The organism is Streptomyces sp. NPDC104096 (genome assembly GCF_055584385.1).
Window position 1 is genome coordinate 134705 of record NZ_JBVJMD010000018.1, and the last position, 14653, is coordinate 149357.

Below are 14653 nucleotides of genomic sequence, written 5' to 3' on the forward strand. Positions count from 1 at the left end.
CCAACCCCGTGCCTGTTCACGTGTTCACAGGGTCACCCGACCTGCGGGTCACCCTTCGTGTACGTCAGACGCTCCACGGCGCCCGGCCGGAAGTCGTCCTCGATCTTCTTGCCGTTGACGTAGAGCTGGATGGCGCCGGCGTCGCCGAGCACCAGGTTGATCTTCGAGGAGTCCTGGAAGGTCTTGGACTCGCCCTGCTTGAGCAGCCCGTCGAAGAGCAGGCGGCCGTTGTGGTCCTTGGCGGAGATCCAGCTGCGGCCGTCGGCGGCGCTGACCTGGACGGTCACCTTGTCCTGCGGGGCGGCCGCGATGGCGCTGTCGGACGGCTCCGGCTTGGGGTCGACGGGCTTGCTGTCCTTCTTCGGCGTGGCGGACGCGGTCGAGCTCGTCGTGGGCGTGGAGCCTTCGGCGACCTGGTCCCGGCCGTCGTCGCCGCCCTTGAACGCGGTGAAGCCGACGAAGCCGACCACCGCGACGATGGCGGCCACCATGGCCGCGGTCCAGTTGGGGCCGCGCCGCTCGGGACGGATGCGCTCCGCCTCGAACAGGGGTGCGGCCGGGGTCGGCGCCGGGCTGCCGCCACGCTCGGCGGAGAACTGTGCCAGCAGGGGTTCGGGATCGAGGTGGACGGCCTTGGCCAGGGTCCTGAGGTGACCGCGGGCGTAGACGTCGCCGCCGCACGGGGCGAAGTCGTCCGCCTCGATGGCGTGCACGATGGCGATACGCACCCGGGTGGCGGTGCTGACGTCGTCTACGGTCAGCCCGGCGGCGATGCGCGCCTGCTGCAGGGTGCGGCCGATGGAAAGGTGGGCATCCTCACGATCGTCCTCGAACGGACGCTCGTCTTCAGGGGAGTTGCCGATGGACACGGGGGCGCCTTTCGAGCGAGTAGCCACCTGTGCTGGAAGTTCAGTCTAGGGGTGGTACGAAAGGGTGGGGCAACCGGGCGGCAGGACTTTGTACGCCATCGGAATGGCCGGTCATCCCGACGGTTCGGCAGCGGCTTTGCGCTTCCTCCAAGTTGACGTATGCCAGGGGGAAACGGTTGCCGTTGATCGCTTACGGATGGGTCACGATCCAACATCATCCTGCGGTACGGAACCCGCTGCCGACCGCCCGACGCGCGCCAGTGTCCCTATTATCCTTCAGAATCACCGCGGATGACCGCGAGCACGCCGTCGAGTTCGTCCGCCTTCACCAGCACGTCACGCGCCTTGGACCCCTCGCTGGGTCCGACCACGCCACGGGACTCCATCAGGTCCATCAGCCGCCCCGCCTTGGCGAAGCCGACGCGGAGCTTGCGCTGGAGCATGGACGTCGACCCGAACTGGGTGGAGACCACCAGTTCGGCCGCCTGGCACAGCAGGTCCAGGTCGTCCCCGATCTCCTCGTCGATCTCCTTCTTCTGCTTGGTGCCGACCACGACGTCGTCCCGGAAGACCGGGGTCATCTGATCCTTGCAGTGTTGGACGACGGCCGCGACCTCGTCCTCGGTCACGAACGCGCCCTGCATACGGGTGGGTTTGTTGGCCCCCATCGGCAGGAACAGCCCGTCGCCCTTGCCGATCAGCTTCTCGGCGCCCGGCTGGTCGAGGATGACCCGGCTGTCGGCGAGCGAGGAGGTGGCGAACGCGAGCCGCGACGGCACGTTCGCCTTGATCAGGCCGGTGACCACGTCGACGGACGGCCGCTGGGTGGCGAGCACCAGGTGGATGCCGGCCGCGCGGGCCAACTGGGTGATGCGCACGATCGCGTCCTCGACGTCCCGCGGCGCGACCATCATCAGGTCGGCGAGCTCGTCGACGATGACCAGCAGGTACGGGTACGGGCTGAGCTCTCGCTCGCTGCCCTCGGGCAGCTTCACCTTGCCGTTCCTGATGGCCTGGTTGAAGTCGTCGATGTGCCGGAACCCGAACGCCGCGAGGTCGTCGTAGCGCAGGTCCATCTCCCGTACGACCCACTGCAACGCCTCGGCGGCCCGCTTGGGGTTGGTGATGATCGGCGTGATCAGGTGCGGAATGCCCTCGTACGCGGTCAGCTCCACGCGCTTGGGGTCCACGAGGACCATCCGGACGTCCTCGGGGGTCGCCCGCACCATGACCGAGGTGATGAGGCAGTTGATGCACGAGGACTTGCCGGAACCGGTGGCTCCGGCGACCAGGATGTGCGGCATCTTCGCGAGGTTGGCCATCACATAGCCGCCCTCGACGTCCTTGCCGAGCGCCACCAGCATCGGGTGGTCGTCCTCGGCGGCGTCCGCGAGGCGCAGCACGTCCCCGAGGTTGACCATCTCCCGGTCCGTGTTCGGGATCTCGATGCCGACCGCCGACTTGCCGGGGATCGGGCTGATGATCCGCACGTCCGGACTGGCGACGGCGTACGCGATGTTCTTGGTGAGCGCGGTGATGCGCTCGACCTTCACGGCGGGCCCGAGCTCGACCTCGTAGCGCGTGACCGTCGGCCCGCGGGTGAACCCGGTGACGGCCGCGTCCACCTTGAACTCGGTGAAGACGGTCGTCAGCGAGGCGACGACGGCGTCGTTGGCGGCGCTGCGCGCCTTGCCGGGCCCACCTCGCTCCAGCAGGTCGAGCGAGGGCAGCGCGTACGTGACGTCGCCGGAGAGCTGGAGCTGTTCGGCACGCGGCGGCAGTTCGCGCGCGTGTTCGGGGGCTGCCTTGGTCAGGTCGGGGACCGCCCCGACCGGCAGCCGCTCCTGCTTGGGCCGCGCCGCCGGTACGGACGTCGGGGCGGTCGGCTCGCGGTCGGCGACGCTGACGCCCTGGGTGAGGTCGGCGACGATCGGCGAGGGCGGCATTCCGTGCAGCACCGCGCCGTCGAGCGCCGCCGCGGCGGCCGCGGCCACGTCCACGGCGTCCGGCTGGCGCCCCATGTCCGGCTGCGGCACCGCGGAGCGCCGGGGGCGGCCGCGACGTCGGGACAGCGCCTCCTGCTCCGCGTCGTCCGGGTCGTACGGCCGGGCGGCGCCCGGTTGTCTGCGGGCACCTGCGGGCAGCCCCTCGCGCCACTGCTCGTCGTACCGCTCGTCGTCGTCGGTGAGGTCGTCCGCCGCGGGGTCGTGCAGCACCCCCAGCCGCACGGCGAGCAGCCGCAGCCGCTGCGGGACGGCGTTGACCGGGGTCGCCGTGACCACGAGCAGCCCGAAGACCGTGAGCAGCACGAGCAGCGGCACGGCCAGCACGTCGCCCATGCCGTACGTCAACGGGGTCGCCGCGCCCCAGCCGATGAGACCGCCGGCGTCCCTTATCGCCTGCATGCCGTCGCTGCGGGCGGGCGCGCCGCAGGCGATGTGGACCTGCCCGAGCACGCCGACGACGAGCGCGGACAGACCGATCACGATCCGGCCGTTGGCCTCCGGCTTCTCCGGATGCCGCACGAAGCGCACGGCGATGACGGCGAGCAGGACCGGGACGAGCAGGTCGAGACGGCCGAAGGCACCGGTCACCAGGATCTCGACGAGATCGCCGACGGGACCGCGCAGGTCGGCCCAGGTACCGGCGGCGACGATCAGCGCGAGACCGAACAGCAGCAGCGCCACACCGTCCTTGCGGTGCGCCGGGTCGAGGTTCTTCGCGCCCTGCCCTATGCCCCGGAACACCGCGCCGACGGCGTGCGCGAGGCCGAGCCAGAGGGCGCGCACCAGCCGGTAGACGCCCCCGGTGGGGCTGGGCGCCGGCTTGGGGGGCGCGGCCTTCTTCGCCGCGGCCTTCTTGGCGGGCACCTTCCTCGCCGGGGGTTTCTTGGCAGCGGCCTTCGCCGGAGCCTTCGCTGAAGCGGCCGCCTTCTTCGCGGGCGGCTTCTTGGCTGCGGAGGAACGTGAGGCCATAGGTGTGAGGTTACCGGTGGAGTCGACAGCGGACACGTGTGGCCAATGCTTCACCCGTTCGTGTCGCCCTTGCGAGGGCGCGGAACTGACGCGGGTTCATGCTCACCCGCGACCTCACCACGCGTCAGTTCTGCGACGGGACCGGGGTCGTGCCGCCCGTGCCCGGCTCCAGGGCGTCCAGGGCCCGGCGCAGCCCGGTCAGCTTGCGTTCGAGATGGGCCGCCGTGGCCACCGCCGCCGCGTCGGCGGAGTCGTCGTCGAGCTGCTTGGACAACGCCTCGGCCTGCTCCTCGACGGCCGCCAGGCGCGCGGAGAGCTCCGCGAGCAGTCCGGGCGACTCCTTCGCCCCGCCGGGCACGGCCTTGCCGCCGCCCTCCAACTGGAGCCGCAGCAGCGCCGCCTGCTCCCGCAGCTGGCAGTTCTTCATGTACAGCTCGACGAAAACGGACACCTTCGCACGCAGCACCCACGGATCGAAGGGCTTCGAGATGTAGTCCACCGCGCCCGCCGCATAGCCGCGGAAGGTGTGATGGGGACCGTGGTTGATCGCGGTGAGGAAGATGATCGGGATGTCCCGGGTCCGTTCCCGTCGCTTGATGTGCGCGGCTGTTTCGAAACCGTCCATACCCGGCATCTGGACGTCCAGCAGAATGACCGCGAAGTCGTCCGTCAGCAGCGCCTTGAGCGCTTCCTCCCCGGACGATGCCCGCACCAGCGTCTGATCGAGCGCAGAGAGGATCGCCTCCAGCGCCAGCAGATTCTCCGGCCGGTCATCGACCAGGAGGATCTTGGCCTTCTGCACCATGGCCCGCCCTCCTCGCCCCGGCATGGGGCCTCCCCGGTCCGCAGGACTTGGGGAAGCACCACCCGGTGCCTCCCCAGCGGACGACTCCCTTGCGTCGCCCGTCCTCGTGCCGGTCATGGTAGCCGCACCCCGCCCGTCGCCACACCCTGTCACCGCGATGTCACTGTGCACGTAGCAGAAACGCGGCGGGAGACCAGAAGGTTCCCCGAATACCGTACTTCTACACGGCTTCGGACACACTGCGTCAGCAACTCCGTGTGAACTCCCGAGGATCCCGCCACATCCACACCAGCCCCGTGCGAACTCCGACCGAAACCGCCACTACTGCCGCATCCACTGCTCCATCACGGCCAGCAGGTGATCGGGATCGACCGGCTTCGTCACATAGTCGGAGGCGCCCGACTCGATCGCCTTCTCCCGGTCGCCCTTCATCGCCTTCGCGGTCAGCGCGATGATCGGCAGCCCGGAGAACTGCGGCATCCTGCGGATCGCGGTGGTCGTCGCGTACCCGTCCATCTCCGGCATCATGATGTCCATCAGGACCACCGCCACGTCGTCGTGCTGCTCCAGCACCTCGATGCCCTCACGCCCGTTCTCGGCGTACAGCACCGACAGCCCGTGCTGCTCCAGGACGCTGGTGAGCGCGAACACGTTGCGGATGTCGTCGTCGACGATGAGCACCTTCTCGCCGCCGAACCGGAAGCCCTGCGTCGGCCGCGCCTCAGGGGCCTGCCCGACCGGCCACTCCTCAGGCTGCCCGACGCCCTGCTCGAGCCCCGGCGCGCCCCTGCGACGGCGCCGGAAGAGCGCGGCCGGACCGTTCTGCGTCTCCCGGTACGACTTCACCTCGGCCGGCGTCTCGACCTCCGCCTCGGAGAGCGCGGTCAGATCCCCCTCGGACGCCACCAGCTCGCCCGCCTCCAGGGCCGGCACCGGCTGCTGGTAGCCGTGCGGGGGCAGCTCGCTGGGGTGCAGCGGCAGGTACAACGTGAAGGTCGAGCCCCTGCCCGGCTCGCTCTGCGCGTGGATCTCGCCGCCGAGCAGCTGCGCGATCTCCCGCGAGATGGACAGCCCCAGACCCGTACCGCCGTACTTGCGGCTGGTCGTCCCGTCCGCCTGCTTGAACGCCTCGAAGATCACCCGCATCTTGCCGGCCGCGATCCCGATCCCCGTGTCGGTCACCGAGAACGCGATCAGCGGCGCGTCCGGGGCGCCGAGCGAACCGGCCTCCAGCAACTGCTCCCGGATCGCCATCGGAACGTCCGCCCCGGCCGGCCTGATCACCAGCTCGACCGACCCGGAGTCGGTGAACTTCACCGCGTTGGACAGCAGGTTGCGCAGCACCTGGAGCAGCCGCTGCTCGTCGGTGTGCAGGGTGGCGGGCAGCTCGGGCGACACCCGCACCGACAGGTCGAGGCCCTTCTCCGCGGTCAACGGCCGGAACGTGGCCTCCACATAGTCGACGAGCTGCACCAGCGCGATACGCGTCGGGGAGACGTCCATCTTGCCCGCCTCGACCTTCGACAGGTCGAGGATGTCGTTGATCAGCTGGAGCAGGTCGGAACCGGCCCCGTGGATCGTCTCGGCGAACTCCACCTGCTTCGGGGAGAGATTGCCCTCGGCGTTGTCGGCGAGCAGCTTGGCCAGGATCAGCAGCGAGTTCAGCGGCGTACGCAGCTCGTGCGACATGTTGGCCAGGAACTCGCTCTTGTAGCGCATCGACACGGCGAGTTGCTCGGCGCGCTCCTCCAGGACCTGCCGCGCCTCCTCGATCTCGGTGTTCTTCACCTCGATGTCGCGGTTCTGCTGGGCCAGCAGCTCGGCCTTCTCCTCCAGTTCGGCGTTGGACGCCTGGAGAGCCTTCTGCCGCTGCTCCAACTCGACCGAACGCTCACGCAGTTGCTCGGTGAGCTCCTGCGACTGCTTCAGCAGCCGTTCCGTCTTGGTGTTGACCGAGATGGTGTTGACGCTGGTCGCGATCATCTCGGCGATCTGGTTGAGGAAGTCCTTCTGGATCTGCGTGAACGGCGTGAACGACGCCAGCTCGATGATGCCGAGCACCTTGCCCTCGAAGAGCACCGGCAGCACGATCACCTGCGCGGGCGGCGCCTCGCCGAGCCCGGACGCGATCTTCAGATAGCCGCTCGGCGCGTTCTCCACGAGGATCGTGCGCTTCTCCTCGGCCGCCGTGCCCACCAGCGCCTCTCCCGGCCCGAACGACGTCGGCATGGAGCCCATCGAGTAGCCGTACGAGCCCAGCATGCGCAGCTCGTACCGGTCGTCCACGCCGCCGCCCATCTCCTTGCCGTCGACCAGCGGCATGGCGACGAAGAACGCGCCGTGCTGCGCGGAGACCACCGGGGTCAGCTCGCTCATGATCAGCGAGGCGACGTCCTCCAGGTCGCGGCGGCCCTGCATCAGCGCGGAGATACGGGCCAGGTTGCCCTTGAGCCAGTCCTGCTCCTTGTTGGCGATCGTGGTGTCGCGCAGGTTGGCGATCATCTTGTTGACCGAGCCCTGGAGCTCCTCGATCTCGCCGGAGGCGTCCACGTCGATCTTCAGGTTCAGATCGCCGCGGGTCACCGCGGCCGCCACGCGCGCGATGGCACGCACCTGCCGGGTCAGGTTCCCGGCCATCTCGTTCACCGACTCGGTGAGGTCGCGCCAGGTGCCGTCGACGTCACGCACCCGTGCCTGACCGCCGAGCTGGCCCTCCGTGCCCACCTCGCGGGCCACCCGGGTGACCTCCTCGGCGAACGAGGAGAGCTGGTCGACCATGGTGTTGATGGTGGTCTTCAGCTCCAGGATCTCACCGCGCGCGTCGATGTCGATCTTCTTCGTCAGGTCACCCTTGGCGATGGCGGTCGTCACCATCGCGATGTTGCGCACCTGACCGGTCAGGTTGGACGCCATCTGGTTCACCGACTCGGTGAGGTCCTTCCAGGTGCCGGCCACACCGGGCACGTGCGCCTGGCCTCCGAGGATGCCGTCCGTGCCCACCTCACGGGCCACCTTGGTGACCTGCTCGGCGAACGAACTCAGCGTCTTCACCATGGTGTTGAAGGTGTCGGCGAGCTGCGCGACCTCACCGCTCGCGTCGATCGTCACCGTCCGCGTCAGGTCGCCGTTGGCGACCGCCGCCGCGACCTGGGAGATGTTGCGCACCTGCACGGTCAGGTTCTTGGCCATCAGGTTGACGTTGTCGCTGAGGTCCTTCCAGATGCCCGTGACGCCGGGCACGTGCGCCTGGCCGCCGAGGATGCCCTCGGTGCCCACCTCACGGGCCACCCGCGTCACCTGCTCCGCGAACGACGACAGCTGGTCCACCATCGTGTTGACGGTCGTGACGAGTTCGAGGATCTCGCCCTTGGCGTCGACGGTGATCTTCTTCGACAGGTCGCCCTTGGCGACCGCCGTCGTGACCTCGGCGATGTTGCGGACCTGGATGGTCAGGTTGTTCGCCATGAAGTTCACGGACTGGGTCAGGTCCTTCCAGGTGCCCGCGACCCCCTGCACCTCCGCCTGCCCGCCCAGCATGCCCTCGGTGCCCACCTCACGGGCCACCCGCGTCACCTGCTCCGCGAACGACGACAGCTGGTCCACCATCGTGTTCAGGGTGTTCTTCAGCTCCAGGATCTCGCCGCGCGCGTCCACGGTGATCTTCTGCGACAGGTCACCCCGCGCCACCGCCGTGGCGACCTGCGCGATGTTGCGCACCTGGGCGGTGAGGTTGCCGGCCATGCCGTTCACCGAGTCGGTCAGGTCCCGCCACACACCGGCGACGCCGGGCACCTGGGCCTGACCGCCGAGGCGGCCGTCCGTGCCCACCTCGCGGGCCACCTTGGTCACCTGGTCGGCGAACGCGGACAGCTGGTCCACCATCGTGTTGATGGTGATCTTCAGCTCCAGGATCTCGCCGCGCGCGTCCACGGTGATCTTCTGCGACAGGTCACCCCGCGCCACCGCCGTCGTGACCTGCGCGATCTGCCGCACCTGGGCCGTCAGGTTGCCGGTGATGGAGTTGACGGAGTCGGTGAGCTCCTTCCAGGTGCCGGACACCCCGGGCACCTGCGCCTGACCGCCGAGCCGGCCCTCCGTACCCACCTCACGGCCCATCTGGATGACCTGGTCGGCGAACGACGACAGCTGGTCCACCATCGTGTTCACGGTGTTCTTCAGCTGGAGCATCTCGCCGGCCACGTCCACCGTGACCTTCTGCGACAGGTCGCCGTTGGCGACCGCCGTCGTCACCTGGGCGATGTTCCTCACCTGCCCGGTGAGGTTGCGGAACGCCGTGTTGACGGAGTCGGTGAGGTCCTTCCAGTCGCCCGCGACCCCGGGCACCTGGGCCTGGCCGCCCAGCTCGCCCTCGTTGCCGATCTCCCGGGCCACCCGGGTGACCTCGGCGCCGAAGGCGGACAGCTGGTCCACCATCCCGTTGACCGTGTTCTTCAGCTCCAGCATCTCGCCGGCCACGTCCACCGTGACCTTGCGGGACAGATCACCGCTGGCCACGGCCGTCGTCACGGCGGCGATGTCCCGCACCTGCGTGGTCAGGTTCCGGAAGACGGTGTTGACGGAGTCCGTCAGGTCCTTCCAGGTGCCCGCGGCACCCGGAACGTTCGCCTGCCCGCCGAGCCGCCCCTCGCCACCGACCTCGTTGGCCACTCGCGTGACCTCGTCCGCGAAGACCCGCAGTGTCTCGGTCATCTGGTTGATCGTGTCCGCGAGCCGGGCGACCTCGCCGCGCGCCTGCACGGTCACCTTCCGCGACAGGTCACCGCTGGCGACCGCGGTGGTCACCTCCGCGATCCCGCGCACCTGGGCCGTGAGGTTCCCGGCCATGGTGTTCACCGAGTCGGTGAGTTCCTTCCACACCCCGTCGACGCCGGACACCTGGGCCTGACCGCCCAGGATGCCCTCGGTACCCACCTCACGGGCGACCCGCGTCACCTCGGAGGAGAACGCGGAGAGCTGGTCCACCATCGTGTTGACGGTGTTCTTCAGCTCCAGCATCTCGCCGGCCACGTGCACCGTGACCTTGCGGGACAGATCACCCTTGGCGACCGCCGTCGTCACCAGCGCGATGTCGCGCACCTGGGCGGTGAGCCGGTACGCCATCGTGTTGACGGAGTCCGTCAGGTCCTTCCAGGAACCCGACATGCCGCGCACCTGGGCCTGCCCGCCCAGCTTGCCCTCCGTACCGACCTCGCTGGCCACCCTGGTGACCTCGTCGGTGAACGTCGACAACTGGTCGACCAGGTTGTTGACCGTCCGCCCGACCTTCAGGAACTCCCCGCGCAACGGATGCCCCGGCCCGTCCGGCCCCTGGGTCCGCAGATCCATCCGCGGTGACAGATCACCCTCGGCCACCCCCGACAGCACCCGGCTGACCTCGGAGACGGGCCGTACGAGATCGTCCACGAGCGCGTTGGAGTTGTCGATCGCGGTCGCCCAGGAGCCCTCGCAGGCCCCCGTCTCCAGACGTTCGGTGAGCTTTCCCTCACGTCCGACCATGCGCCGCACCCGCGACAGCTCGCCCGTGAGATGCAGATTGCGGTCCGCGACCTCGTTGAAGACCGCCGCGATCTCCGACATCACGCCGTCCCCGGACACCGTGAGCCGCTTGCGGAAGTTCCCGTCCCGCATGGCCAGCAGAGCGACGAGCAGCCGGTTCAGGGCGGCCGTGTCCACCGTGGTGGTGCCGTTGCGCCCCTTGTCCCGGCTGCCAGGGGGCTGCCCGCCTTTCGCGCGCGCCTTCGTGGCCCGCGTCGGTGCGTCAGACTCCACTGTGTCCCTCCCGCAAGGGTCGACCATTGCCGCTCTGTGCCCCGGTACTCCTGATCGGCGTACCGGTGTGATGCTGCCTGCTTGTGCCCGATGCGGTCAGACCGCCGAGAGGCTGCTGCCCACCATCCGCAGTACCCACTCAGCCTGCCGGTTCCTTCACCGGAAGCTTGCCCAGTGTTTCACCCTCGCCGAACCAGGCCATAACAGTTCGGCAGCTTCGCACACCGTCCGCACACCCTCCGGACGGAAACACGGAGAACCGGCATCCGCGCGGGCAGGGAAGGTAAGTAACCTTGCATGCGGCTGTCCAGCCGGGCCGGGGCGTCCGGCCTGGGCGGTGGCACGAGCACCAGCGGGCATCGGAGGGGCGGCCGCACACAATGACCACCGGACTGATCCCCGGGGGACAGCCCCCGGACCCCCGGCCGACGGACGGCCTGTCCTCGCAGGCCCCGCACCCTCCGGTCGGACCGGGAACCCTGCACGTAGACGACCGGCCGAGGAGTTCTGTGATCACCGCGCGCGCGGCCGCCAGCTTCGAGCCCGTCGGGCGCTCCGTAGCCACCGCCCGCTCCTTCGTCCGCGACACCCTCCAGGGGTGGGGCTTCGCCGACATCGTCGACGACGCGGTGGTCCTCACCAGCGAGCTGGTGACCAACGCCGTGGTCCACGCGGGCACGGCCGCGGACGTGCTGTGCCTGCGCAGCGACGACGGCGCCCGCATCGAGGTCTCCGACCGCTACCCCGAGCGGGAGATCCCGCTCCAGAGCACCGCCGTCAACATGGGCAGCCCCGACCGTGAGGGCGGGCGTGGACTTCAGCTCTGCGCGGCCCTGGCGGGCCGGTGGGGCGTCGACTACACCCCGACGCACAAAAGCGTCTGGTTCCAACTCGACCTCCCCGCACGCCCGGTGGGCACCCGCACCGCGGGCCCCTCGCTGCCCGCCCACCTCCTCCCGCTCGCCGACGGCCGGGTCCGCGTCGCGGTCGTCCAGATCGACCGCAACGGCGCGATCATCGCCTGGAACGAGGACGCCGAGGAACTCTTCGGCTACGCCGCGGACCAGGTCACCGGCAAGCCCCTCACCGATCTCGCCGCCTGGCCGCACACCCCCGGCACGGGCACCGGCATCGCGGAGGCCCTTCAACTCTCGCGCTGGGAAGGCAGTTACGGCCTGCGCACCGCGGGCGGCCGGGTGATCCCGGTCTACGCCTCCCATCTGCGCGTCCGCGACACCGGCGGCGAGCCGTCCACGGTCTGTCTGCTCGTCCGCGACCACGAACGCGCGGTCCTGCAGACCCCGTTGCGCGTCCCGGCCTCCGACGCCGGCTCCGCCTCCGACGTCCAGGGCGCCGACCCCTTCGAGGTGTTCATCGGCTCCCCGGCCCCGGACGACCTCGACGGTCTCCTCCAGCGCACGGTGGAACGCGCCCGCGACATGCTCGACGGCGACTCCGCCTTCCTGCTCCTGGCCACCGACGACGAAACGGAGTTGGAGGTCCGCGCCTCCACCGGACTGCCCTCCGCACGCCAGCGCTTCGCCCGGGTCCCCGTCGAGGCGGGCCCCGGCCGCTACGGCTCGGCCCGGATGCCCGCCGTCCACGAGGACCTCGCGGCCGTACCCGGAGCCGTCCCCCTCCTGAACGCCACCGGTATGCGCTCGGTCGTGACGGTCCCGCTGAAGGTCGAGGGCCGGCTCACGGGCTCCCTCGGGGTGGCCGCGGAGGCCCCGGGCAGATACTCCAACGAGGAGGCGCTGCGCCTGCAGTTCGCCGCGGACCGTATCGCGCTCGCGGTGGAGTCGGCCCGCCTGGGCGAACTGGAGCGCCTGCGCCGAGGCTCCCTGAGCTTCCTCGTCGAGGCCTCCGACCTGCTGGCCGGCACCCTCGACCGGGACCAGACGTTGGCGCTGATGGCCCAGATGACGGTCCCCACCCTGGCCACCTGGTGCGCGGTGTACACGATCGCCGACCAGGCCTCCGAGCCGTACCTGTCCTACGTCCTGCACGAGGACGAGGAGCTGATCGACGGCATCAAGTCGCTCCTGTCCAAGATCTCACCCCCGGACCCGGTCCCCACCCCGGGCGCGCGCGTCTGGTCGGCGCCCGGCGAGCTGGCCCACCAGGCGGCCCTGCGCAGTTCCATGCGCAGCCTGGGACTGAGCGGCGGCACCCCGATCCACCATGTCGCCTCGCGTATCGGTCCGACGCTGGCCACGGCGGCCGCGGTCGGCGGCGAGACGGTCGTCCTCCCGCTGGTCGCCCGCAACCGCGTCATCGGCATGCTGACGCTCGGCAAGCCGACCGACGAACACTTCCGCCAGGAGATCCTGGAACTGGCCGAGGACCTGAGCCGACGCGCCGCCCTGGCCCTCGACAACGCCCGCCTCTACTCCGAGCGCACGGCGATCAGCCAGTCGCTCCAGCGCAGCCTGCTGCCGCCCGAGCTGCCGACCATCCAGGGCGTCGAGGTCGAGGTCATCTACCGCGCGGCCGGCGAGGGCAACGAAGTCGGCGGCGACTTCTACGACCTGTTCCCGATCAGCGACGGCGCCTACGGCTTCGCCATCGGCGACGTGTGCGGTACCGGACCGAACGCGGCGGCGGTCACGGGCCTGGCCCGGCACGCGCTGCGGCTGCTGGCCCGGGAGGGCCTCAGCGGGCCGGCCGTGCTGGAGCGCCTGAACTCGGCGATCCTCGACGAGGGCGCCCGCAGCCGCTTCCTGACCCTCCTGTACGGCGAGTTGCGCCCCCAGGCGGACGGCAGCGCGGAACTGAAGGTGGTCTGCGCCGGTCACCCGCTGCCGCTGCGACTGCGGCAGGACGGCACGGTCGAGGCGGCCGCCGAACCCCAGCCGCTGCTCGGCGTCATGGAGGACCTGGAGCTGTACGAGCAGACGGTCACCCTCGACCCGGGGGACGTCCTGCTGTGTGTCACGGACGGGGTCACCGAACGCCGGGAAGGCACCCGCATGCTGGGCGACGACGGCCTCGCCGACGTTCTCACGACGTGTACGGGCCTGACGGCCGGCGCGGTCGCGGCGCGCATCATGCGCGCGGTGGAGCGCTTCGCTTCGGACGCCCCGTCGGACGACATGGCGATCCTGGCGATGCGGGTCCCGGGCCTCCAGCACGATTAGGCGGCAAGGAGCAGGACATGAGAAAGGCCCCGCCCGATGGGCGGGGCCTTTCTGGTGGAGCCCCCAAACGGAATCGAACCGTTGACCTTCTCCTTACCATGGAGACGCTCTGCCGACTGAGCTATGGGGGCCAGTTACTTTTTCGAGGTTTCCCTCGCGGCAACGAAATAGAGCATACCCCGAACACGCCCGTGCTCCCAACTCGCTCAGAAGGCAGGTTGGAGCAATCCTCCGAGCGCATTGCACGCGGCCACGATCCGCTGCATGTCCCTCTTCGTCAGGGACGCTTCCACGGGCAGCGCGAGCGTCTCGTCGGTGGCCAGTTCGGTCTCCGGCAGGGACACGCAACGCCGGAACTCGGGCAGTCGGTGCACCGGCGTCTTCACCGGCACTCGGCAGTCAACTCCCCTGCCGCGCAGGGCGCGTGCGAAGGCGTCACGGTCGGGCCGCCCGTTCCCGGGGACCCGGACGACGTACTGCTGGTAGGTGTGTCCGTCGCCCCCGTCGGGCGTGCGCACCCCGCGCAGCTTCCCGTCGAGGTACGCGGCACGCTGCCGACGCCGGGCGATCTCGTCGTACGGCGCCTCGGACTCGCCCTGCTCCAGCACGAGCAGGCCGTGCCGCTGACCCAGTGCGTGGATGCGGGCGATGTCGGCCGGTCGGCCGAAGCGGTGCACGGCCACGACGGCCGCCGTCCGCGAGGTCACGGAGGCCTCGACAGCGGACACGTCGAGGCAGTAGGTCACCGGATCTATGTCGGCGAACACCGGGAGCGCACCGGCCAGGGTCGCCGCTTCGGCGACCTCCATGTTCCCGAAAGCCGGCACGATGACCTCGTCACCGACTCCGACGCCGGCGGCCCTGAGTATTGCAGCAGTACCCATGCCGTCGATGCTCATAGCGGAATGTGAACGTCAAGTGTCGACCAACGAAAAAGGGTTGGTCCCTGAACAGAAGTTCAGGGACCAACCCTTTGAATGATTGTTCGGCGGCGTCCTACTCTCCCACAGGGTCCCCCCTGCAGTACCATCGGCGCTGTGAGGCTTAGCTTCCGGGTTCGGAATGTAACCGGGC

The 14653-nt window shown here is 69.8% G+C and carries 6 protein-coding genes, 1 tRNA gene and 1 rRNA gene; 1 reads left to right on the plus strand and 7 read right to left on the minus strand.

Annotated elements, in window-relative coordinates; all coding sequences use genetic code 11:
- Nucleotides 1-32: 32 nt before the first annotated feature.
- From ACZ60B_RS20380 to ACZ60B_RS20395, 4 genes are all read right to left on the minus strand, one after another.
- The gene (locus ACZ60B_RS20380; RefSeq protein ID WP_469388795.1) at nucleotides 33-869 is read right to left on the minus strand and encodes a helix-turn-helix domain-containing protein; all 837 of its coding nucleotides are present in this window, start codon (nucleotides 867-869) and stop codon (nucleotides 33-35) included.
- A gap of 269 nt (nucleotides 870-1138) precedes the next feature.
- Nucleotides 1139-3844: a DNA translocase FtsK gene (locus ACZ60B_RS20385; RefSeq protein ID WP_469388797.1), complete on the minus strand. Its 2706-nt coding sequence runs from the start codon at nucleotides 3842-3844 to the stop codon at nucleotides 1139-1141.
- A 124-nt stretch (nucleotides 3845-3968) separates the two neighbouring features.
- Nucleotides 3969-4649, minus strand: coding sequence for a response regulator (locus tag ACZ60B_RS20390; RefSeq protein WP_469388799.1), 681 nt, complete (start codon nucleotides 4647-4649; stop codon nucleotides 3969-3971).
- Between the two features lie 321 nt (nucleotides 4650-4970).
- Nucleotides 4971-10439, minus strand: a complete 5469-nt coding sequence (locus ACZ60B_RS20395) for a HAMP domain-containing protein (RefSeq protein WP_469388801.1) — start codon at nucleotides 10437-10439, stop codon at nucleotides 4971-4973.
- A 380-nt stretch (nucleotides 10440-10819) separates the two neighbouring features.
- On the opposite strand from ACZ60B_RS20395, the gene ACZ60B_RS20400 reads away from it, so the two are divergent.
- Nucleotides 10820-13579 carry a SpoIIE family protein phosphatase gene (locus ACZ60B_RS20400; protein ID WP_469388803.1) on the plus strand — a complete coding sequence of 920 codons (2760 nt, stop codon included), beginning with the start codon at nucleotides 10820-10822 and terminating at the stop codon, nucleotides 13577-13579.
- Nucleotides 13580-13634: 55 nt separating this feature from the next.
- Here the strand turns inward: ACZ60B_RS20400 and ACZ60B_RS20405 are convergent.
- The 3 genes from ACZ60B_RS20405 to rrf all read right to left on the minus strand — a co-directional run.
- Nucleotides 13635-13710: transfer RNA gene (locus ACZ60B_RS20405), tRNA-Thr, on the minus strand.
- Nucleotides 13711-13785: 75 nt separating this feature from the next.
- The gene (locus ACZ60B_RS20410) at nucleotides 13786-14448 is read right to left on the minus strand and encodes a DegT/DnrJ/EryC1/StrS family aminotransferase (protein ID WP_469388816.1); all 663 of its coding nucleotides are present in this window, start codon (nucleotides 14446-14448) and stop codon (nucleotides 13786-13788) included.
- A 114-nt stretch (nucleotides 14449-14562) separates the two neighbouring features.
- Nucleotides 14563-14653, minus strand: a 5S ribosomal RNA gene (rrf, locus tag ACZ60B_RS20415); the annotation flags it as partial.

Coding starts and splice junctions, on each gene's coding strand:
- ACZ60B_RS20385 (WP_469388797.1), bottom strand. CDS start 3,844: ATGGCCTCACGTTCCTCCGCAGCCAAGAAGCCGCCCGCGAAGAAGGCG.
- ACZ60B_RS20390 (WP_469388799.1), bottom strand. CDS start 4,649: ATGGTGCAGAAGGCCAAGATCCTCCTGGTCGATGACCGGCCGGAGAAT.
- ACZ60B_RS20400 (WP_469388803.1), top strand. CDS start 10,820: ATGACCACCGGACTGATCCCCGGGGGACAGCCCCCGGACCCCCGGCCG.